The sequence below is a fragment of the Salinispirillum marinum genome, from assembly GCF_042650105.1.
GTDB lineage: Bacteria > Pseudomonadota > Gammaproteobacteria > Pseudomonadales > Natronospirillaceae > Salinispirillum > Salinispirillum marinum.
Map to the genome: position 1 here is coordinate 1,189,865 of NZ_JBHSAL010000002.1, position 21,212 is coordinate 1,211,076.

Here is a 21,212-nt window from a genome sequence, read left to right on the forward strand (position 1 = left end):
CAACCAAGCTTAAAATGGTACTCGTCAGAGTGAATGGCGGTTGGTAATTAGGCATAAGTTATTTCAGGTGCTTTTGTGGGTTTTTAGTAGCTGGCCTAGTATCTTACTATGTTGGCCATATTTTGGAGCTAATCACAATGAAAACCGTCAATATTCATGAAGCCAAGGCCCATCTGGCCGATTGGTACGACATAGTCGTCCCCAATTTCTAACCACACCAATACCCTATATACTCTCGCAGTATCTAATGCGCTAAGGAACCTCCATGAAGACGGGTTTCATCTACCATCCCGCGTGCCTAACGCATGACATGGGGCCGGAGCATCCAGAAAGCCCTGCCCGCTTAGCAGCGATCATTGAGCGCCTTGAGCGCGGGCCGTTGTGGGCGGAGTTGGATATTTATACCGCGCACCGGGCGGAAGATCGTCATTTGTTGGCTATTCATCACCCGCGTTATTTGGAACAGATTAAACAACTGGCACCGCAACACGGCATGATTCACGCGGGGCCAGATACGGCGATGAGTCCGGGTAGTTTGGAGGCGGCCTATCGCGCTGCGGGTACGGGCATTCAAGCGGTGGACGGCATTATGAACCACTTCTACCGCAATGCCTTTTGCGCTACCCGCCCACCCGGCCACCATGCCGAACCCGCCACCACCATGGGGTTTTGTTTTTTTCATAACCTCGGCATTGCGGCGCGCTATTTGCGCCAGACCTACCATATTAAGCGCATTTGTGTGATCGACTTCGATGTGCACCAAGACAATGGCACGGTAGAAATATTCCGCGACGACCCGGACGTCTTATTTCTGTCCAGCTTTCAGCACCCGTTTTACCCGAACTCGCACTGGCAGGCCGAGCATCCACACATGCATTTTGCGCCGTTGGCGGCGGATACCGATGGCACCGAAATACGCGATGTGTGGCAACGTGAGTGGCGGGCCGCCATTCGGGCGCATCAGCCCGAGTTTTTCTTTATTTCTGCGGGTTTTGATGCCCACGAAGACGACCCACTCGGCGAGCTAAACTGGTCTACCGAAGATTACCGCTGGCTGACGGAAGCCATTATGGTGGAGGCGGATACCTATGCCCAAGGCCGCCTCGTCAGCTTCTTGGAAGGCGGGTATGATGTACAAGCATTGGCCGAATGTGTCGAAACTCACCTAGCCGCCTTGATGGGGCGGTAACAACCTGTATGAGAATGCTATGACCGTTGCAACCTTTGACCCAAGCGCTAAACCCAGCCAACCCGATGCCCAAAGGGTCGCCAACTGGGCCGCCGAAAGCTGGTCCTCTGCCGCTGATTTGGCGCGCTTGGATGACCTTGACAAGCAATCCATTCAACAGTGGATAAGCCTGGATTGGCATGCGTGGGAGCCGGTACTTACCCACTTAACCGCACAACAACTCTGCCATTTTATGCAATTGATGACGCTCGCGGAAAGCCACCTTGGCGGCTGTGATGCGGGGGCAAAATCTGCGGTAATTCATGCTTTCCGGCAACACAAGTCCGCATTTGGCAGCCCGGACAAAGAATTGGTGCGGTGGATCAAAGCCAATACTGAAAATCGCTTTTTACCCTATGGGCCTGTGCTCTGACGGTATGACAGCACCACACGACCTTGTGCAGCTCCCGTTGTATGAGCACAAGTCTGCTTTTCTCGACCGCCGGAAAAACCCACTGCTGATAGAAGCAGAGCCCGGTGCCGGGAAGTCGACGCTGATTCCGCTCTGGGCCATGGAAAGCTGCCCCGCCGGGCAGCAAGTATGGTTAATTCAACCACGCATTCTCGCCACGCGGGCGGTGTCCAAGCGGCTTCGTGAGCTGTCAGAAAAACCGCATTGGGTGGGTTACCAAGTACCCTATGAACGCCAAATTGGCCCTCAAGCCCGCTTGGTCGTGATGACGCCCGGCATATTTTTACAGCGGTTGTTGCATGACCCGGAATTGCCGGGTGTGCACACCGTAATCCTAGACGAAATTCACGAACGCAGCGTGCAACAAGACCTCGCCTGGGTTTGGCTGCAAGAATTATTGGTACTGCGTGAGCAACTGAACGTCATTGTGATGACCGCCACGCCAGACCCAACCTTAAGGGCGCAAGTACCCACCATTTTGCGCGCCGAAGGGCGACAATTTCCGGTGCAAACGCACTGGCTGCCAAGCCAAGACCGCGAGCGGCTAGCCCAAAGCGTTTGTCGTGCCTTGCGGGTAACGCCGGTGCCGCCAGAAGCCACGGTGCTGGTTTTTCTACCCGGCTGGCAAGCGATTGAAGACACCCACAGAGCATTGCACCAGACGTTCCCGGAGCGCAGCATCTGCCGCTTACACAGCAATGTGCCACCCGAGGAACAAGCCAACGCGCTTAATCCGGATTCCGGTTGGCGCATCATTCTATCCACCAATATTGCAGAAACCGCCTTAACCGTTCCCGATGTCACCTGGGTGATTGATTCCGGGTTGGCGCGCTACCCAAGCTTTGATCAGGTATCCGGTATTACTCGCCTGGTAACTCGTCAAATCAGCGCGGCCTCGGCGGACCAACGCCGTGGCCGGGCGGGCCGAATTTTAGCAGGAAATTGCATTCGTTTATGGTCCGCAGAGCGACCCTTGGCACCCGCAGAAAGGCCAGACATCGTACACACCGACGCCCTCGCCCTCGCCCTATATATTGCGCATTGGGGCACACCTGCCAATCAGCTTCTATGGCCCGATAAGCCCTCACTTCCCGCGTTGCAATTGGCGCATGAGCGCCTTGCCCACTGGGGTTTACTGCAGGCCAACGGGAAAATCAGCCCGAAGGGTGAATTAGCCAACAGTTTAGGCACCGAGCCGCGCATCGCCGTTTGGCTGCTTTCGTTTCACACACAAACATCCATCCCAAGTACCGCACTAACCCTCGCCTTATGCCTGCATTTTATGCCCGAGATGATCAGTTCGGATGAAGCATGGCTAACTCGAGCGGAGGCACTTAGCCAGCAACACCCACACTGGCAGCAGATGAAACAGCGCTGGCTGCGGCAATTAGCCCTATCGGAAAGCCCAAAGGTGGAACTGGCAGATTTGGCGTTGCGCTTTGCCCACCTGTTTCCGGAGCGTATTGGTCTGCAACAGCCGTCTGAACGTTATCGTTTAACCATGGGCATCAGCGCTGAATGTAGAGAACTTAATAGCTCGTGGGCGGTGTTTGTTACCTTGTCGCCCGAAGGTAAACGCATTTCTGGGTTCGCCTTACCGCTGACATTGACCAAAGCACAAGAGAAGGCACTGAGCCAACCGACCACGCGTACCGTGCAGCAGGGAAAAGGCTGGTTTAGGGAAACTCAATGGATATTAGGCAACTTGACGGTGGCGGTAGAGCGCGAGCCACTGTCTGAACAAGATATCCCTAGCGCCATTTTGGCCGAAATTACAGCGCAAGGCTTGTGGCATTTCAACTGGCCCGAAGCCGCTGCGCAATTGCTTATTCGCGCCCAAGTTGCCCTGGACCACGAACTGATACCCTTCGGCGACCTCGGTGAAAACGCTCTGCTCTCTACCCTGGGTGAATGGCTACTGCCTTTTCTTTCGCCCGATAGTCGTCTACAACAATTGCCATGGCTGGCGGCGTTAGAATATCGGCTGGGGCATGAGCACCTGCGCGCATTGAATAGCCTTGTACCCAATACCTTGAGGCTGCCCAGTGGACGCGAGGTAAGCATCCACTATCGGACGGACACGACGCCCACCAGTGCGCATATCGAAGGGAAATTGCAGGAGTTTTTCGGTGCTACAACAATGGAAATAGCGGAAGGCCGTATACCGCTGACCTTACATCTGTTGTCACCGGCTGGTCGCCCACTGGCCATTACAGGAGATTTAACGACCTTCTGGCAAAACGCCTACCCGGACATCCGAAAAGAAATGCGCGGGCGTTACCCGCGCCATCCATGGCCGGACAATCCATCGACACACGTTGCCACGAGACTAACCAAACGAGGCTTGGCGCAACGGCCATAATTCGATGGGCCGGTTTTCAATCGTCTGAATAGGGCCATATTGACGTTCTAAACCGCGTAGCAAATCAAACAACATACGGGTTGAAATTTCGTCGTCCATATCTTCTAGTGTGACCACAACCATCAAGCGTTGTGCAGTACGTAATTTGGTGCGAAACACCACTTGATCAGTGTTGTATTGGCGCACAAAACCTTGGAGCGTATCGGGATTGTGTAACGGTGACTGCATCTGAATATTCCAAACGATTTCCCAAGAACGCGCCGACAAACGGCGACGCCCAGGCGTTTGGGGAAGCTCATCCATGACCAATGGGTTATTGTCCAATAAAGCAGGGCTCGACATACTCTCCCTCCGGTTAATTGACATTAAGTTGAGCAATATTTAACCAGACAGTAGTGGGTCAGAGACGGGATGTCAAACGTGACAACGGAATTTTGACGACCAGTCGACAAAATTCCGACAATTAGATCATTCTAATGATGTTAGATCAGCAGTACATGTCGTGCAGCAAACCGATCACGCGCTCGACCTTGTCGCTTTTCAAACGGTAATACACCATTTGCGCTTCCTTTCGGATGCTGACCAGATCTTCCGCACGCAAACGTGCCAAATGTTGGGACAATGCTGACTGACTAAGTGGAACACGGGCATTGAGCTCGGACACGGTTTTTTCGCCGTCCAGCAGAATGCACATGATCATTAGTCGACATTCGTGACCCAGTGTTTTGAGTAAAGCGGCTGCTTCCGCTGCATTCTCTGCCATTGCCGCCATCTGCGCAGCAGTCAAAGTCAGATGTACATCAGTGTTTTGATGTTCTTGTGAAATCGCCATGATGAGTAATATTTAATCAAGTGGGCGCTTATTTTGCACCCAAACAGCGGATTCTAGCAAGGCTATTAGCCAAAAATTCCACCTCAATGTGTCCAATTTTTCGCCGAAAAGCAGTTTACATCGGAAATCCTCTGCGGCACTATCGCGGGTCAAATTGGTTCCAGCATGGCCTAAAAGCACCTTATGACAACCTCGGTTTCTGAACTCGTGCGTTTGCAATGGCGTCGCCTTGCGGCTTTTTTCTATGACGTATTGGTGGTGGTCGGCTTACTCATTATTCTCTCGTTTCCTTATTTAGGCATTTATCACTGGTTGACCGGTGCCGATGCCGTAGCCACCAGCACGATATCTTTTCAGGTTTATTTGTTATTCATCGTGTTTGGTTATGTGTACCTTAGCTGGCAACGTGCAGGCCAAACCATCGGCATGAAAGCATGGCGCATCAAAGCCATAAATCAAGATGGCAACCGACTGAACGCACGGCAAATTCTGCTTCGCTTTACCGTCGGCCTCGTTTCTGTGCTGCTCTGCGGATTGGGTTATTTCTGGGCATTTGTGGACCCGCAGCGTCGCACCCTGCCAGAACGTGTATCGAACAGCACAACTGTCTTCATACCAAAAAACAAATAATAAGCAGCAAGTCTGCTAACCTGCTACACCTTATAACGATAAAACTGACCGAGCCTCGGCTCAGGGACAGCTGACAACTGGCTAAGCAAGAAATAAAAAAGGTGGATACTGCATAGGTATCATCACAACACCTACGGAGGAGCGCCTGACCTCCGCTAATAACACATGGGAGCAAAACGTATGTCTTTAACGATTGGCATTCCCAGAGAGACCAGCAAGCAAGAGAATCGGGTGGCTGCAACGCCAGATTCCGTATCGAAGCTGATCAAGCTGGGCTACTCTGTGGTCATTGAACGTAACGCCGGTGCCGCGGCCAACTTCGCCGATGCTGCTTATGAAGCCGCTGGTGCTGAAATCGTCACGCCCGCAAAAGTCTATTCGCGTGCTGACATTTTGTTGAAAGTGAATGGCCCACAAGTCCGCACCGACCTGAAAAACGGCGACGAAGTCGCGCTGCTGAAAAAAGGCAGCTATTTCGTCAGTTTCTTACAACCCGCCTTAAACCCCGACACTCTCAAGCGCTTTGCCGAACAAGGCGTGACGGCATTAGCGATTGATGCCGTGCCGCGTATTTCACGCGCACAAAAAATGGACGCACTCAGCTCCATGGCCAACATTGCGGGTTACCGTGCTGTGGTTGAAGCCGCAAACGTGTTCGGGCGCTTCTTCACCGGCCAAATTACCGCCGCCGGTAAAGTACCGCCCGCCAAGGTTATGGTCATTGGTGCCGGTGTGGCCGGACTGGCTGCCATCGGGGCCGCCAAGTCCATGGGCGCCATCGTGCGCGCGTTTGACACTCGCCCAGCGGTTAAAGACCAAGTCGAAAGTATGGGTGCTGAATTTCTGGAGCTGGACTTCAACGAAGACGGCACCGGCGCGGGAGGCTATGCGAAAGAGATGAGCAAAGAGTTCATCGAAGCCGAAATGGCACTCTTTCGGGCACAAGCCAAAGAAGTGGATATCATCATCACCACCGCGTTGATTCCCGGCAAGCCTGCGCCCAAGCTGATCCTGAAAGACATGGTCGAGTCCATGAAGGACGGCAGCGTCATCGTCGATTTAGCATCGGCCAATGGCGGTAACTGTGAACTGACCTCGCCGGATGAAGTGGTGGTGCAACACGGTGTTACCATCATTGGTTACAGTAACCTACCCAGCCGCTTAGCCGCTCAGTCGTCGCAACTGTATTCCACCAACCTGGTACACCTGCTGTCCGACTTAACACCCGAGAAAAACGGCGAGATCGTCCTGAACATGGACGATGAAGTGCAGCGCGGTGCAACCGTGGTGCATGCGGGTGAAATCACCTGGCCACCTCCGCCACCAAAAGGTGGACAAGACGGTGGCGTGAAACCCGCCGCAGCCGCAGAGCCACCAGCACCCAAGAAAGAAAAGCAACCTATCTCCGGTCGCAGCATTGCCCTGTATTGGGCGATTGCGGGTGCTCTATTGTTGGGCTTAGGTTCGGTGGCACCAACGGATTTCGTTGGTCACTTCTTTATTTTCATTCTGTCGATTTTTGTTGGTTGGCAGGTCATCTGGAACGTCAAACACAGCCTGCATACGCCTCTGATGAGCGTCACCAACGCCATCAGCAGTATCGTGATCGTCGGCGCATTGCTGCAAGTTTCCGTTGAGGGCAGCGTTATCGTGCCCGTCATGGCGACCATTGCCGTGTTTGTCACCAGTATCAACATTGCGGGTGGCTTCTTTGTCACGCACCGCATGTTGAACATGTTCCGGAAATAAGGAGAGCGACTCATGATAGGCACTATCTCAATGGCGTACCTTTTTTCCGCCATTATGTTCATCCTCAGCCTGGGCGGGTTGAGTTCACAAGAAACCGCAAAACGGGGCGTATGGTATGGTGTGACCGGTATGCTGATCGCCATCATCGCCACGGTGATGAGTGCATCAGTGCAGGCGTATGGCCTGATCGCTACCGCCATGATCATCGGCGCCATCATTGGCTTCGCTTTAGCGCGCCGCGTTGAAATGACGGCAATGCCACAATTAGTTGCCTTATTGCACAGTTTTGTTGGTTTAGCCGCAGTATTGATTGGCTGGGGAAGTTATCTCGACCCCAACTTCTACTACAGCGGTGCGGAAATGGTGATCCACAATACCGAGATTTATCTGGGTATTTTCATCGGTGCCATCACGCTGACCGGTTCTTTGGTCGCTTTCGGCAAGCTGCAAGGTTTTATCTCTGGCAAACCGCTCACCTTGCCTGCCCGGCACTGGCTGAATCTGGTGGCGCTGATCATCACCTTCATCATTCTGGTGTTGGTTGTACCACAACAGCCAAACCCGCAAAGCGCCGCACTGATCATCGTGATGACGGCCATTGCGCTGTTGCTGGGTATCCACCTGATTGCCGCCATCGGCGGTGCCGACATGCCCGTTGTGGTATCCATGCTGAACAGCTATTCCGGCTGGGCCGCTGCGGCCACCGGCTTTATGCTGTCAAATGACCTACTGATCGTGGTGGGCGCATTGGTCGGTTCCAGTGGGGCGATTCTGTCTTACATCATGTGTAAAGGCATGAACCGTTCGTTCATCAGCGTCATCATGGGTGGCTTTGGTACGGACTCCTCCACCGCCAGCAGTGATGAAGAACACGGTGATGTGATTGCCACCTCTATTGAAGAACTGGGTGAAACCCTGGCGCAAGCCGACAGCGTGATCATTGTGCCCGGTTTTGGCATGGCGGTAGCAACGGCCCAAGGTGCGGTCAGTGACCTCACTACCACGTTGCGCAAACAGGGCAAGAATGTCCGCTTTGCTATCCACCCCGTCGCAGGCCGCTTACCCGGCCACATGAACGTACTGTTGGCGGAAGCTAACGTACCTTATGACATCGTGATGGAGATGGATGAAATCAATGAAGATTTCCCAACCACCGATGTGGTGTTGGTGATCGGCGCCAACGACATCGTCAATCCCGACGCCATTGAAAAGCCCAACAGCCCCATTGCTGGAATGCCGGTACTGGAAGTTTGGAAGGCGCGTCAATGCGTGGTCTTAAAACGCAGCATGGCCACTGGCTACGCTGGCGTACAAAACCCGCTGTTCTTCAAAGAGAACACCCGTATGTTGTTTGGTGACGCCAAAGACAGCGTGCAGAAACTGGCGCAAACACTGAGTTCCTAACGGCTCGATGACCTATGTTATCCGGCGCTTCATGAGCGCTGGGTAACCTATTTCCAAACGACATGCCCTACCGCAAACCCGCACTCTAGCGGGTGCACGCATCCCACACTTGGAAGCACCCGAACTACCATGCTATCGTGCCGTATTCTTTTCGGATTCACATGGTCGTAACACTATGCATACCGTCGGAAAACTGCGCCGCTTCCTCAGCTTTGTGCTCGCTGTGGGCTGCACAACCGCCCTGGGCAGCGCCGTGCAAACCCAATTCAATCTGGCTGCGCTGGCCGCGATGGACGTTGATATCGACTGGGCCGTGCGCTGGTCTAGCACGCAACATGATCTGCTCTACTTCAGCCCCATATTTGCCATCTTGGTCGTTCCGGGGTTTTTCTTCGCTTTTTTACTGGCCGGTGTGTTGGCGCGCTTACTTTCTCCGCTGCGCGGCCTTATCTTCGCGTTGGCGGGGGGCAGCGCCTTGTGGGTTGCTTTCTGGGTCATCAATACGGTCTTACCCATGCCCACCTTAATCGCCGCTACCCGCACATCGCTTGGCTTGTACAGCATGGTACTGACCGGTGTCGTAGGCGGTTGGGTGTTTGCCCGTCTGACCCGCACGGGCCGCCAAGGCTGGGATCCACAAGGCGACATCAGAATGAGGTTTCGTTAATGTTTTGCTCAATCTTGTCACGCCCTTTCGGCGCAACGCTCGTATTTTTGGCCGGGCTCGGTTTTCTGCCCGTCGTGAGTCATGCCCAGACCACAGAACCAACATCGACCGAGCGCGTACAGATCGATGTCATCACCACCGGGCTGAATTATCCCTGGGCGCTGACTTTCCTGCCCGATGGGCGCATGCTGATTACCGAACGTACCGGCCATCTGCGTTTGGTCACTCAGGACGGCGTATTGCTCGACCGCCGCGTACCCGGCCTGCCAGACATCTATGTTTCCGGCCAAGGTGGGCTACAAGACATTGCCCTCGCGCCTGACTTCGCTACCAGCCAGCGTGTCTTTTTCAGCTACAGTTGTGGCACCGAGCAAGCAAATCATCTGTGTTTGGCGTCTGCACGCTTCGTTGACGACAGCCTTTCTGAGGTGCAGGAAATCTTTCGCACGCAGCCCGCCAAAGCAGGTAGCGCCCACTATGGCGGGCGTATGGCCTTTTTGCCCGATCAAACACTTTTGCTGACCACCGGCGATGGGTTCGATTACCGCGAACAGGCCCAGAATCGAACCAACACCTTGGGCAAAATTGTCCGTGTGGAACAAGACGGCTCAATACCGAATGACAACCCCTTTTTAGATCAACCTGAAGCTGCCCCCGAGCTGTATTCATTGGGCCATCGCAACCCGCAAGGTATCGTCTACGACCCCATCACCCAACAAGTGATCAGTCACGAACATGGCCCGCGTGGCGGCGATGAAGTGAACAGAATTCAGGCCGGTAATAACTACGGCTGGCCTATTGTGACCACTGGATTGGATTATACGGGCGCGATGGTCACACCGTTTCAGCAACGTGCGGGTATGCAAGAACCACTGTGGACATGGACACCGTCCATTGCACCTTCGGGCCTAGCGGTCTATACCGGAGATCTTTTCCCTCAGTGGCGCGGGCATTTATTCGTCACCGCGCTCGCGGGTAAAGCCTTGCACCGGCTGAAATGGACCGGCAATCAAATTCTGACCGAAGAACGGTTGCTGGTGAACTTGGACGAACGCTTACGCGATGTGCGTGTCGGGCCAGATGGGGCTATTTATGTGCTGACCGATAGCGCTGAAGGCCGTTTATTGCGGCTCACTCCGAATTGAGTGAACCGGCATTTGGCTTAGGTATCAGAGCTTGGCGCGCTTTTATTGTTCCTTGATCGAGCAATGTCAATTTGGCGCTCGGACCTTTGCAAACGCTCGCGCGCGTTCTGATAACCCGGTTATTTGGCCGATTTAACAGCTTCAGCCGATGCTATTAACGCATCCTTAACCGGTATAAATTTGAAGCCAAAGGTTTTTTCAGCCTTATCGCCAGATACGGCGAGTGTGCGACCTATATTGTCTGCAACCATTTTCACGTCTTTAGACACCAGACCTATGATTTTCAGTAGCCAGCTGGGTGCTTCTCGGGAGGGCGTTTTAAGAGTTGCATCCCAGTTTTTAAGCATACTACCCAGCTCAAAGATGCGGTATGCGCCACTGGACGCTGCAAATCGTTCGCCTTTTGTGGCCTCAAGCTCGATGGCCTCAACGTGCATACGCGCAACGTCCCGCACATCAACCGCTACCATATCCATGGGCGGTGCCATTGGAATCTTGCCCGACATAAGTTGCTCAACCAATTCGAGAGAGGAGCCATATCGTGCATCCATCGGAGGTCCGAATACCGCACCGGGATTGATGGTGGTGAGTGCCATGTCGGGATGCTGTGCTACGAAATCCCAAGCCGCTTTTTCGGCCAATGTTTTAGACGCCTCATAAGCGCCTACCGAGGGGTCGGTCGGTGTTGTCCAATTCGCTTCTGTCGACGGTTGCATTTTTGGCTTGTCTGCTTGCTTGTAGATGGCAGCACAAGAGGATGTGAGAATCACTCGTTTGATACCAGCGGCTTGCGCAGCTCGTAGCGCTCGCAACGTGCCGTCTACGGCAGGGCGAATAAGTTCCTCGGGGTCTTTCGGTTCGCTCAACGGGAATGGTGAAGCGGTATGAATGAGCACGTCACAACCCTGAAGCGCCTCATGCCAACCATCGTCTTTGTTCAGGTCCAACATGGAGAATTCGATGGTCGCTGTCGGGAACAAGCCTTGAAGTTCCTGCTTTCTTTGGTCAGACCGCACCGAGGCACGCACGGAGTAACCTTTTTCGATCAGCTCTCGAAGAATGTGTTTGGCAATAAAGCCGGATGCACCGGTTAAAAACACTTTACTCATGGGTTCAGTCCTATCGCGTTGCATAGCATCTCAAAGGCTAGATTCTCACCCTGACGATCGAGCTGCTCATTGATAACAAGGTCAATATGGAAAAATACCAATTGACCAATGAACGAGACGCTTGGGCCTCGGATGATTCCGCGGTCTAGCCCCATGTATATCCAAGCAGCATGGGGCTCTACCACAGCACTTACTTCTGCTTGCGCATCAGCACTGGCAAGGCCTGCATCCAATAAAAGATGCATGACTCGACGACGTTCAGGATATCGATTTGCCCAGTTCATGTAGCCATCCCAGTTGGCACGCAATGTGACCTTCGTGAGAGGATCTTCACCGCAATAGCGCATATTGGCGAACATGCCAATCTTTGCTTCTGTATAGATGGCATCAATCAGGGCTTGTTTTGTTGGGAAAACATTAAACAACGTGCCATTCGACACGCCGGCGGCTTTAGCAATTTTTGCTGTGGGCACACTAACACCCTGCTCCAAGAAGAGAGATGTTGCGGCATCTAGGATTTGGTTTCTTCGATCAGTCATACGCCAATCGTATATAGGAGTGACTAGTCAGTCAAACCATTTTTTGCTAGAGATGATGCGCAGCGGGTATCAGTACCTGAGCGACAATTTGGTGCAATTCACGCAGGTAGCGACCGCCGGGTGATGGCGGGTTCGGGTCGGAGGTAATTACCACGGTGAGTTCAACACTCGGCACGACATATAATACCTGACCACCAAAACCCCGCCCGTAGTAGACCCTCTCTCCCGCCAATTCAGTAATGAACCAACCGTAGCCATAGGCATCGTCGGTCCATGGCGAACGGTCGTTCGGTTGCCATGATGTATTGACCCACCGTTCGGACAACACTTGCACGCCATTGTGCCGCCCACCTTGCCGGTACATTTCACCGAAGGTTAATAGATCGCGCGGCGACATCACCATATCGTTGCCACCGAAATACGCGCCTTGCGGGTCACGTAACCAGGGGTCGATGCGAATTCCCAAGGGTTCACCCAAGTATTCCCGCGCGAGGGCCAGGGTGCTGCGACCCGTTGTTTCCGTAAGTGCCACCGATGCGAGGTGCGTGCTGCCCGTTGAATAGAGCATGCGTCCACCCGGCTCATCGACAAACGGTCGGCTTAACGCGTAGGCTACCCAATCATTGCTCACCACCCAACGGCCATAATTGCGACCGGATGTCCGCTCTAAACCCGCCTGCATCGACACCAGGTTCGCCAGCGTGATCCGCTCGATGCCCGGTGTGGCATTGTCCGGGATGCGGTTCGGCATCAGATCTGTTATCGCTTGGTCAAGCCGCACCTCACCGCGATCGACCGCACCACCCACAACCGCTGACAGCACAGTTTTCGAAAGGGATTTGATGTTGGCCGGGGTATCCAAACCGGGTCCACGGAAGGCTTCAGCAATAATCACGTCGCCGTCATGAGCCGCCATTATGCTGTGCAACCGAGGGAACTCGGCGGCCATATTCAACGCTTGCTGTCGGGCGGATTCGGGAAAATCGCTGGCATAGGTTTCAGCACTCAACCATGCCAGAGGTAGAGCCAAGCAGAGGGCGATAAGTGACTGAACCAGACGATTTTTGTACGACATGTATTTTGACCAGTGCTGTTTTACCCACCAAAGAATACTGGGCTTAGCACGAATTGGATCAAACCGGTTGATATAAACAAAAACAAGCCGCTCAATGGCGGCTTGTTCTGACTCCTAATAAAGGGTTTCTTTAGTTCATCATAGTTTGTACGCGCTCAAGCAATTCCGGGTCATTCTGAAGAGCGAAAGCAATCATGTTGTAGGTTTCAACCTCTAACCCTTTGTCTTCCACCGCGTCGACCATCAATTGCCCGGCCTCTTCCTGCAATACTGTTGCTTGCTCAGGATCTTCGATAGTGGCTAAACGCTCGGAATATTCAACCCGGATCTCTTGAATGTCCGATTGCACTTCAACAAACAACGACAACTGGTTTTCGTCAAAGTCGGTACCCAACTGAGGTACTTCTTGCGCCATAGCGCCACCGCTGAAGCCCAGCGCTAGAACCAGCGCCAACAGAAGGGCATTTGCACGCGTCATTGATGATTTAAACATAGGGTATATCTCCTATTTTTCATGAATACATTCGACGTGTTGCACACCCTGTACCAACTGCATTAAACGTGCAAAAAACTTCTATATGTCATTGTTTTATATGTATTTTTTAAAATTCAATCCGGTTTAGGGATGGCCTGACCCGATGCTTTAGCATTGACCTACGACCAAGAAATGTGTCATTTTGACGCATGTGCCAATAATTTCCAGGAGCCGATCATCTCGATTTTTCGCCATAGGGCGTTTGCCAGCCCGCGTTTGCAAACCGTGCTATTGTTTCAAGTAACTCTACCTGTTCTTGTGCTACTGGCCGCGCTGCTGGCCGTCGGCTTACAGGTGATTGCCGACATCAGTGAACAGCGGCTACAGCGAGACTTGCGACAAGTCGCCCGCGCCATACACCTTCCTGTGTCAGAAGCACTCGCACGCGAGGATTTGGATCAGGTGCAGGCCAGTGTCGCCTCTGTTTTCGACATCAATGAAGTGTTTGGCGCCTATTTATTCGACCGCTCCGGTACTCGATTGGTGAGCTTTGGTGCAGTTAACCCAACGCGGGAGCAAACCACCGAAGCCCTCGAACTGACAGAACAAGGCGAGTTCGCCCAGTATGAACGCATCCGTGGTGAATCGGTTTATTCGTTTTTCCTACCGTTATTCACCGCGACCGGCCAACCCAACGGTTTCCTTCAGGTTACCCGCTTACGCTCGGACATTGAACAAGAGCTAAGAACCTTGAATTGGCACGCCTGGCTGGCCTATGCGGTCGTGTCTCTGCTAATTGTGGCAACGGTCATCAGCACCCACCAATGGCGAGTGGGGCAACCGTTAAACGCACTGATCCAAAGCATGCGTGCCGTTGCGCAGGGTGACCGACAACACCGGGCCGAAGCCCTAGGGCCGCGTGAAATGTGCGAATTGAGCCAAACCTTCAACCGTACCTTAGATGCCCTAGCCGAATCAGAGCAACAAGCCGAGCAGCAGCGAAAGGCGCGCAGTGTGATGGCCGAACGCCTCCGCCAGCACGAAACCTTGGCGGCACTTGGTCAACTATCAGCCGGTGTGGCTCATGAATTGGGTGCACCTTTAACTGTGGTTGATGGTCGGGCGCGACGCTTACTGAAGCGCTTACCAAACCCGGAAGACCAGCAGGAATTAACCGATATTCGTCAGCAAGTACAGCGCATGACCGATATCGTGCGGCAGTTACTCTCTTATGGTCGTTCGACCGGGCAAGCCTTCAAAGAGATTCCGGTGACTGACTGGGTAGACCAATGCCTGCATCAGTATGCACAGCCCGAACCTGAGGTACAGGTTTCTGGCGGGCCAGACGTTACCGTCCTTGGCGATACCCTTGGGCTGGGTCAAGCACTGGGAAACTTAATTCAAAACGCACAACAGGCGCCGAATTGCACTCGTGTGCAAATCCATTGGCGTGTTGCCGATAACTTGCTTGAGCTAAGCATAGACGACGATGGCGACGGTATTCCAAGTGCGCTTACAGAGCGCATTTTTGACCCTTTTTTCACCACCAAACAACCGGGACAAGGAACGGGACTGGGCCTCGCCATCGTTACCCGAGTACTGCGCGAGCATCAAGGAAGCATTACGGTGCACACCCATGAACTCGGCGGTACACAGTTTCGCCTCCGATTACCGCTTTCAACAACAGAAGGCTATCATGACCTCAACCAACACTGATCTCCACATATTGATCGTGGAAGACGACGCCGCCTTGGCACGCCTGATCGGCGAAGAACTTGATGGTGCAGGCTATACCGTCAGCATCACCCATTCCGTGCACGAAGCCCGGAAAAGTCTGCAGACACAATCGATTGACTTATTGGTTACCGACCTCCATCTGCCCGACGGGCATGGCATGGACTTGGTATCCGAGCACACCAGCCAAAAAGCAGATACGTCTCACACCAGCGCTCCGGCATGCATCGTCATTACTGCCTTTGGCAGTGTCCGGCAGGCGGTCGAAGCGTTGCAAAACGGTGCTGATGATTTTTTAACCAAACCCTTGGATATGGATCATTTCTTGTTGACCGTCCATCGAGTACTGCAACATCGGCGCCTAGAGGACGAAGTGAGGCAGTATCGGTCGCTGTCGCAAGATACGGGCTTTCACGGCCTACTCGGACAAAGCAAAGCCATGCGGCAATTATTTGACCAAATTCGAGTCATTGGACGAGCTCAGGGCCCCGTGCTGATTCATGGTGAGAGCGGTACGGGCAAGGAATTAGTGGCACAGGCGTTGGTGGCCGAAAGCGACCGTGCACAGGCTCCTTACTTGATTGTCAATTGCGCTGGCATACCGGCTGAGCTGCTGGAAAGTGAGTTTTTTGGCCACGCCGCCGGAGCGTTCACTGGGGCACGTAAAGCGCGTAAGGGACTATTGCAGGAAGCGCATGGCGGCACCCTGCTGTTGGATGAAATTGGCGAAATGCCCCTGTCTTTGCAGGCCAAACTACTGCGTGCGCTGCAAGATGGTTCTATTCGCCCCGTCGGACAAGACCATGAGGAACATGTTGACGTGCGCATCATAGCCGCCACCCACCGGGATCTGCATGCTCAGGTTGCCGCTGGCGATTTCCGGGAAGACCTCTATTACCGACTTGAGACGTTTGCGCTGCATGTGCCACCCTTGCGTGATCGTGATGAAGACCGCGTCTGGCTGGCCCAACGCTTTCTGCACCAACTCATGGTGAATCAAGGCCGCCGTGACATCGCATTTTCCCCGGCGACGCTGAGGGTTCTGCAACATTACGACTTCCCCGGTAATGTGCGCGAACTGCAAAATGCCGTAGAGCGAGCTTTGGCATTCTGTCAAAACGGCCGCATTGAACCGGAGGACTTACCCAAGCGCATGAATCAAACGTCCGACCGATCTAGGCCGCAGAGTAGCCATGTTGCAACCCATAGCGCAGCTACCTCGACCTCAGATAGCGCGCTACTGGCGGGCCCGGTGTTACCCACGCTGGAAGAACTGCAAGCACGCTATGTACGTATGGTGTTAGACGAAGTAAGTGGGAACAAACGCCGTGCCGCAGCCTTACTCGGAATAGGCCGCCGCACGCTGTACCGTTGGTTGGAGCCCTAAGCGCTCATTTCACCAGCAATTTGCCGCAAGGCCTGCACAAACACATCGGTCGGCTGCCCGCCGGTGATGGCGTATTGGTTGTTAATGATGAAGGTCGGCACCGAGCTAACCCCCATACGCTGCAATTGGGCTTCTTCTTGGCGCACATCGTCGGCATATTGATCGGATGCCAACACCGCTTGCACGTCGTCCGCCACTAACCCGACCGACTCGGCTACCTGCTGCAACACAACGAGGTCGTTCGGGTTTTCATGGCGCTGAAAATAGGCGCTGAACAGCGCTTGCTTCAACGCCGTTTGTTGTTCCGCGCCGTGGGTTTCACCCACCCAACGCAACAGGCGATGCGCTTGAAAGGTGCCAAAAATACGCATATCGGGGCTGAAGTTGAAGGTAAATCCAGCCTTTTCACCCAGCGATGTGATGCGCGCCCGGTTGGCTTCACTGTCGGCTGCTGTGCTGCCATATTTGCGCGCCAGATGCTCACCCAGCTCCTCACCCTCGAACGCGATGTCCGGATTCAGCTCAAAGGGCAGCCATGAAACATCCGCCTGCACTTCATCCTTCAGGGTGGCTAAGGCTTGTTGCAAATGGGCGTAACCGATGGCACACCAAGGGCATACCACATCGGAAGCGATCTTGATGTCGATAACGGGGGTGGACATATCTAACCTCTGATTTAAAAAGTACATGTATGCATACGGTAGGAATGGCTTAAGGCGACCACAATTGTACGTCAGATAGCAACCAATAGGGGGCAGATGGAATGTCTTCACCCACGCGCTCGGTCACCCAGAGCAGCTTGGCTGTACCGCGCTGACCTTTCGTTTGGGCCGCCAATAGGGCATTCTGTCCCGGCCATGTGCGAAAAAAAGACGCTAAGGCCCATGGCTCCAGCCGTTCCGTGCGCCAATGGAACTGAACGTTCATGCGTGTGCAGTCACCCTCCGCACAGGTAATGCTGTCTAAACTGACCAGTCCGATTTGCGCCCAAGGTATTCCGCCTTCAGTTAGGGCCGTTAGCCCTTGTGTTGTCCAGGTATAGCGCCAGCCGGGTTCAGTACGCTGCACCACCGCGCCATTGATCACCACCGGAGCCGGTATACGGACCGCCACACGCTCGGCCCAGCCCGCATTGGCCAATGCATCATAGGCCGCAACTTCATCCACCAAACGCGCCGGTGTTTGCCAAGGTGTGGCCGCAAAAGGTCGGGCGTATGGACGCGCCAATTGCGCGCGCAATACGGGCTCCACGCGCAGCCACAATTGTTGGCGTTCGGTCGGGGTGATTTCGGCGCCCGCAAAACCAGCACTCACGCACAACAACAAAGTAAACCAGAATTTCGCTTGCGCCGGTGTCTTCAAAAGGAGAACCATCTTTAGCCTTTAGGTTTATTGGGCAGAAAGGGTACAATGCCGCTCTTTCATCATCCCGTCCAGAGTCTGATATGTCGCCGTACAGTGAAGTGCTTTTGCGTTGGTTTCAACCCCATACGGCGGCCCAGTGTTTGTTGCTTAATTTACCCGACAGCGCCGTGGCAGAAGCCTGTATGCAGCGCCACCACAAGGTACAGCACGCGCATTTTGCGCGCGCGCAACATTTAGCACATGCGGCTCTAAACCTGCCTGAACTGATGTTCCCGCAAACAACATCAGCACTGACCGATGTGTACTGGGTGTGGCCAAAAGCCAAAGATGAAGCCCTGATGCTGTTGGCATGGCTGGCACCGCAACTGGCGGACGATGGTCAGCTATGGATTGTTGGACACAATAAAGGTGGTATCAAATCGGCGCCCAAACTGTTGACCGAGCAAGGTTGGCAGGTGCAAAAAGTGGGCAGCGCCAAGCACTGTGCTCTGTTGCGAGTTCGCAAAGCCACCACGACGGCTGTTGAGGACTTTGATGTGAGCCGTTTTTGGAAAACCACATCCATTCCTGACACAGCACTGTCGCTATGGACCCTGCCCGGTGTGTTTTGTCACGGCAAAATCGATCAGGGCAGTCGGATTTTTCTGCCACACTTGGCGGATTTGTCCGGACCGGTACTGGACTTCGGCTGTGGTGGCGGACTGTTAGCGGCGGTGGCGCAAACCCATAAACCCGCGTTAGAAGTCGTCGCCACCGACCACCATTGGCTGGCGGTATTAAGTGCTCAACGCACGGCCTCGGAGAATGGTTTGATCTACAAGGTGGTGTGGAGCGATGTATTAGATGAGGTGGAAGGACGATTCCGCACCCTGATTACCAACCCGCCCTTTCATACCGGCATTGCTACCGACTACGACATCACCCACCAGCTAATTGCCGGATCCAAAGATGTGCTGCTGCCCCGCGCCCGCTGGCTGGCCGTTGTGAATGCGCATCTGCCCTACGAACCTTGGTTAAAACAACACCTGAATAACCCGAAACGTATCGAGCACAAGAATGGGTTTGATGTGTGGGAAGCGCAACGGTAGGGCATTTTTAACAACGCCAGATTGAGCCAAGGAGATTTTTATTCGTAATCGTCGGTAAACGCATCCTCTACCAACAAGTACCCCTTACTGCGCACCGTCTTGATACGCCTGGGGTGATCAGGGTCATCACCCACTTTCGGTCGAATTCTGGATACGCGAACATCCACCGAGCGGTCTTGCCCATCGTATTCTATGCCCCGTAATGCGGTGAAGATTTCCTCTCGCGTAAGAATCTTGCCCGCATGGCTGCACAGCAACCAAAGCAGATCGAATTCCGCACTGGTTAAATCAATGGTTTCGCCCTTTAGCCAAGCCTCTCGCATGGTGTTGTCGATCACCAAATCGCCGAGATCGAGCCGTTCATGCAAATGCGTGGTGCGTTTGACATCCGGACTCGAGCGCCGCAGTACGGCCATCAAGCGTGCGCCCAGCAACCGCACCGAGGCTTTTTTAGAAATGAAGTCATCGGCCCCCATATCCAAACCCATCACCTGATCCAACTCGTCCGCACGGCTGGAGAGGAGTATAAAGGCTCCGTCATAATGGGTCCGCGACAACTTACACAGGGTCAGCCCGTTGTCACCGGGCACATCGACATCGGCAATGACGGCATCCGGCACGCATTCTGCAATGATATTGAGCGCCGCACGGCCATCTTCTTCCTCTAATACGTCAAATTGATGCGCCGCAAAATAGTCGGCCAAACGTCGACGATTGATAGCATCATGATCGACGATCAATACCGTTTTACCTTTCGACCGAACGGATCCTGCTTTGACTGCCATGGTCATCAAGCTCTTTTGCCTCACGGAATGATTGCGTCACCCAGCCCTTCATAACGGGCACTCAGGTGCACTACCTCTGTCATTACTGTAGTCGGAACCCTGATCATTTGCGCAATTTCACACACAAAATTGTTCACTACCATTTATGTGCTGGCGTAGCGACTGCCACCATCACAGACCCCACACTGCCATAGATGCCGCCCGCTACGCTGGCGATATTGCTGATGAGCTGCACATGATGCTTGGCACAGGTATCCGCCAGCCGGCTGTAGGCCGGCAAAGCACGCAACTCGGCCAATGGCCCGGAATAGTTCACTGTCACCATGGGTGACAACAGCAACTCGGCGGTTATACGGCTTTCAACATGACTGAATACCGCATCAGCGGCGGCGGTAAAGCCGCGAATTTTCGCTACCTGTTCCGAGTTATCGTTAACCACGCAGAGTATGGGATGAATACCCAAGGTGTTGGCCACTAAGGCCTGGCTCCACTTAACCGAACGCTCGCCGCGCGTTTTTGAACGCTCCAGCGCTATCAAAGGACTGCGCGGTATAACATAGGTGTGCACTTTGGCCGACATGACATCCAAGGCGCGCCGCATGGCCACCGGGTCTTCATCGGTTTGCAATCGCCGCACCGTTTCTGCCGCCAGCAATGCCTGCCCGGCAAATACAGTGCGGCTGTCCATCACCCGAATGACGGCTTTGCGGGTGGGCGTCATACGCCGGGTAACGGTCGAGGCCGCTTCGTTCGCGTGATCATAGGTCAGGCCTTGTCCACGATTGACGGTTTGTATCCAAATGTAATCGTATCCATCATCCACCAATTGCCAGAGCAGGCTCTGGAAAGCCTCTACGGATGGCGCGGAAGTGGTGACCGAATGTTTGCGGGTCAACCGACCGGACTCAAACAACGCCAACGCTTGTTGATCATGACAAGGATCGGAAAACGGCTCTCCATCGATTTCAATACCAATGGGCACTTGGTAAATGTGAAAATCACGCATGAATTGTGGTGGCAACGCACACACTGAATCGACAACCAAGGCAACCTTTGGCATAGCGGATCTCCTTTCTGATGTTTCTTTCGGGCGTGGCAACCACATGAAACATCACATTTTTGTAAGATTTTGCAAGAAGAATAGCGGACTATCCTAACCATGGGTATAGCCTACCCAAGATGAACAGTGATCATTTTTTACAAACGGCGCAAAATAGCAGGTTGAC

At 53.7% G+C, this 21,212-nt stretch carries 21 protein-coding genes; 11 read left to right on the forward strand and 10 right to left on the reverse strand.

The window, feature by feature from the left end; genetic code table 11:
- Nucleotides 1–265: 265 nt before the first annotated feature.
- The 3 genes from ACFOSD_RS12660 to ACFOSD_RS12670 are packed head-to-tail and all read left to right on the forward strand — an operon-like array spanning nucleotide 266 to nucleotide 4,002.
- Complete coding sequence (locus tag ACFOSD_RS12660; protein ID WP_380697081.1) at nucleotides 266–1,189, forward strand: histone deacetylase family protein; 924 nt, start codon at nucleotides 266–268, stop codon at nucleotides 1,187–1,189.
- 19 nt (nucleotides 1,190–1,208) lie between these two features.
- Nucleotides 1,209–1,601, forward strand: coding sequence for a hypothetical protein (locus ACFOSD_RS12665; RefSeq protein ID WP_380697083.1), 393 nt, complete (start codon nucleotides 1,209–1,211; stop codon nucleotides 1,599–1,601).
- Between the two features lie 4 nt (nucleotides 1,602–1,605).
- Nucleotides 1,606–4,002: an ATP-dependent helicase C-terminal domain-containing protein gene (locus tag ACFOSD_RS12670; RefSeq protein WP_380697085.1), complete on the forward strand. Its 2,397-nt coding sequence runs from the start codon at nucleotides 1,606–1,608 to the stop codon at nucleotides 4,000–4,002.
- Here ACFOSD_RS12670 and ACFOSD_RS12675 read toward each other — a convergent pair.
- Nucleotides 3,970–4,344: a hypothetical protein gene (locus ACFOSD_RS12675; protein WP_380697086.1), complete on the reverse strand. Its 375-nt coding sequence runs from the start codon at nucleotides 4,342–4,344 to the stop codon at nucleotides 3,970–3,972. The genes ACFOSD_RS12670 and ACFOSD_RS12675 overlap by 33 nt on opposite strands.
- Nucleotides 4,345–4,489: 145 nt before the next feature.
- Nucleotides 4,490–4,765, reverse strand: coding sequence for an ArsR/SmtB family transcription factor (locus ACFOSD_RS12680; protein WP_380697088.1), 276 nt, complete (start codon nucleotides 4,763–4,765; stop codon nucleotides 4,490–4,492).
- A 252-nt stretch (nucleotides 4,766–5,017) separates the two neighbouring features.
- On the opposite strand from ACFOSD_RS12680, the gene ACFOSD_RS12685 reads away from it, so the two are divergent.
- The 5 genes from ACFOSD_RS12685 to ACFOSD_RS12705 all read left to right on the forward strand — a co-directional run bounded on the left by ACFOSD_RS12685 (nucleotide 5,018) and on the right by ACFOSD_RS12705 (nucleotide 10,429).
- Nucleotides 5,018–5,464, forward strand: a complete 447-nt coding sequence (locus tag ACFOSD_RS12685) for an RDD family protein (RefSeq protein ID WP_380697090.1) — start codon at nucleotides 5,018–5,020, stop codon at nucleotides 5,462–5,464.
- A gap of 180 nt (nucleotides 5,465–5,644) precedes the next feature.
- The gene (locus ACFOSD_RS12690) at nucleotides 5,645–7,213 is read left to right on the forward strand and encodes a Re/Si-specific NAD(P)(+) transhydrogenase subunit alpha (protein ID WP_380697092.1); all 1,569 of its coding nucleotides are present in this window, start codon (nucleotides 5,645–5,647) and stop codon (nucleotides 7,211–7,213) included.
- Between the two features lie 12 nt (nucleotides 7,214–7,225).
- A complete protein-coding gene (gene pntB, locus ACFOSD_RS12695; RefSeq protein WP_380697094.1) occupies nucleotides 7,226–8,617 on the forward strand; it encodes a Re/Si-specific NAD(P)(+) transhydrogenase subunit beta in 1,392 nt (463 codons plus the stop codon).
- A 175-nt stretch (nucleotides 8,618–8,792) separates the two neighbouring features.
- The gene (locus ACFOSD_RS12700; RefSeq protein WP_380697096.1) at nucleotides 8,793–9,284 is read left to right on the forward strand and encodes a hypothetical protein; all 492 of its coding nucleotides are present in this window, start codon (nucleotides 8,793–8,795) and stop codon (nucleotides 9,282–9,284) included.
- Complete coding sequence (locus ACFOSD_RS12705) at nucleotides 9,284–10,429, forward strand: PQQ-dependent sugar dehydrogenase (protein ID WP_380697098.1); 1,146 nt, start codon at nucleotides 9,284–9,286, stop codon at nucleotides 10,427–10,429. The genes ACFOSD_RS12700 and ACFOSD_RS12705 overlap by 1 nt, the downstream gene beginning before the upstream one ends.
- Nucleotides 10,430–10,548: 119 nt before the next feature.
- On the opposite strand, the gene ACFOSD_RS12710 is transcribed toward ACFOSD_RS12705, so the two are convergent.
- The 4 genes from ACFOSD_RS12710 to ACFOSD_RS12725 form a co-directional block, all read right to left on the reverse strand.
- Nucleotides 10,549–11,538 carry an NAD-dependent epimerase/dehydratase family protein gene (locus ACFOSD_RS12710; protein WP_380697099.1) on the reverse strand — a complete coding sequence of 330 codons (990 nt, stop codon included), beginning with the start codon at nucleotides 11,536–11,538 and terminating at the stop codon, nucleotides 10,549–10,551.
- Nucleotides 11,535–12,077, reverse strand: coding sequence for a TetR/AcrR family transcriptional regulator (locus tag ACFOSD_RS12715; RefSeq protein WP_380697101.1), 543 nt, complete (start codon nucleotides 12,075–12,077; stop codon nucleotides 11,535–11,537). Before ACFOSD_RS12715 ends, ACFOSD_RS12710 begins: the two co-directional genes overlap by 4 nt.
- A 46-nt stretch (nucleotides 12,078–12,123) precedes the next feature.
- Nucleotides 12,124–13,152 carry a serine hydrolase domain-containing protein gene (locus tag ACFOSD_RS12720; RefSeq protein ID WP_380697103.1) on the reverse strand — a complete coding sequence of 343 codons (1,029 nt, stop codon included), beginning with the start codon at nucleotides 13,150–13,152 and terminating at the stop codon, nucleotides 12,124–12,126.
- Nucleotides 13,153–13,282: 130 nt separating this feature from the next.
- Nucleotides 13,283–13,645 carry a DUF4168 domain-containing protein gene (locus ACFOSD_RS12725; RefSeq protein WP_380697105.1) on the reverse strand — a complete coding sequence of 121 codons (363 nt, stop codon included), beginning with the start codon at nucleotides 13,643–13,645 and terminating at the stop codon, nucleotides 13,283–13,285.
- 174 nt (nucleotides 13,646–13,819) lie between these two features.
- Here ACFOSD_RS12725 and ACFOSD_RS12730 point away from each other — a divergent pair, with 174 nt between their 5' ends.
- Both ACFOSD_RS12730 and ACFOSD_RS12735 read left to right on the forward strand, forming a co-directional pair.
- Nucleotides 13,820–15,343, forward strand: a complete 1,524-nt coding sequence (locus tag ACFOSD_RS12730) for a sensor histidine kinase (protein ID WP_380697107.1) — start codon at nucleotides 13,820–13,822, stop codon at nucleotides 15,341–15,343.
- Nucleotides 15,324–16,748 (forward strand): sigma-54-dependent transcriptional regulator, encoded by a 1,425-nt coding sequence (locus ACFOSD_RS12735; RefSeq protein ID WP_380697109.1) that lies wholly within the window; start codon nucleotides 15,324–15,326, stop codon nucleotides 16,746–16,748. Before ACFOSD_RS12730 ends, ACFOSD_RS12735 begins: the two co-directional genes overlap by 20 nt.
- Here the strand turns inward: ACFOSD_RS12735 and ACFOSD_RS12740 are convergent.
- Both ACFOSD_RS12740 and ACFOSD_RS12745 read right to left on the reverse strand, forming a co-directional pair.
- A complete protein-coding gene (locus ACFOSD_RS12740; protein WP_380697110.1) occupies nucleotides 16,745–17,410 on the reverse strand; it encodes a DsbA family oxidoreductase in 666 nt (221 codons plus the stop codon). The genes ACFOSD_RS12735 and ACFOSD_RS12740 overlap by 4 nt on opposite strands.
- Nucleotides 17,411–17,459: 49 nt before the next feature.
- Nucleotides 17,460–18,122, reverse strand: coding sequence for a hypothetical protein (locus ACFOSD_RS12745; RefSeq protein ID WP_380697112.1), 663 nt, complete (start codon nucleotides 18,120–18,122; stop codon nucleotides 17,460–17,462).
- Between the two features lie 71 nt (nucleotides 18,123–18,193).
- Here ACFOSD_RS12745 and ACFOSD_RS12750 point away from each other — a divergent pair, with 71 nt between their 5' ends.
- A complete protein-coding gene (locus ACFOSD_RS12750) occupies nucleotides 18,194–19,201 on the forward strand; it encodes a methyltransferase (protein WP_380697114.1) in 1,008 nt (335 codons plus the stop codon).
- A 38-nt stretch (nucleotides 19,202–19,239) separates the two neighbouring features.
- Here the strand turns inward: ACFOSD_RS12750 and ACFOSD_RS12755 are convergent, their stop codons facing one another.
- Together ACFOSD_RS12755 and ACFOSD_RS12760 are read right to left on the reverse strand one after the other, a co-directional pair.
- A complete protein-coding gene (locus tag ACFOSD_RS12755) occupies nucleotides 19,240–19,986 on the reverse strand; it encodes a winged helix-turn-helix domain-containing protein (RefSeq protein ID WP_380697116.1) in 747 nt (248 codons plus the stop codon).
- A gap of 136 nt (nucleotides 19,987–20,122) precedes the next feature.
- The gene (locus ACFOSD_RS12760; RefSeq protein ID WP_380697118.1) at nucleotides 20,123–21,046 is read right to left on the reverse strand and encodes a DegV family protein; all 924 of its coding nucleotides are present in this window, start codon (nucleotides 21,044–21,046) and stop codon (nucleotides 20,123–20,125) included.
- Nucleotides 21,047–21,212 lie beyond the last annotated feature (166 nt).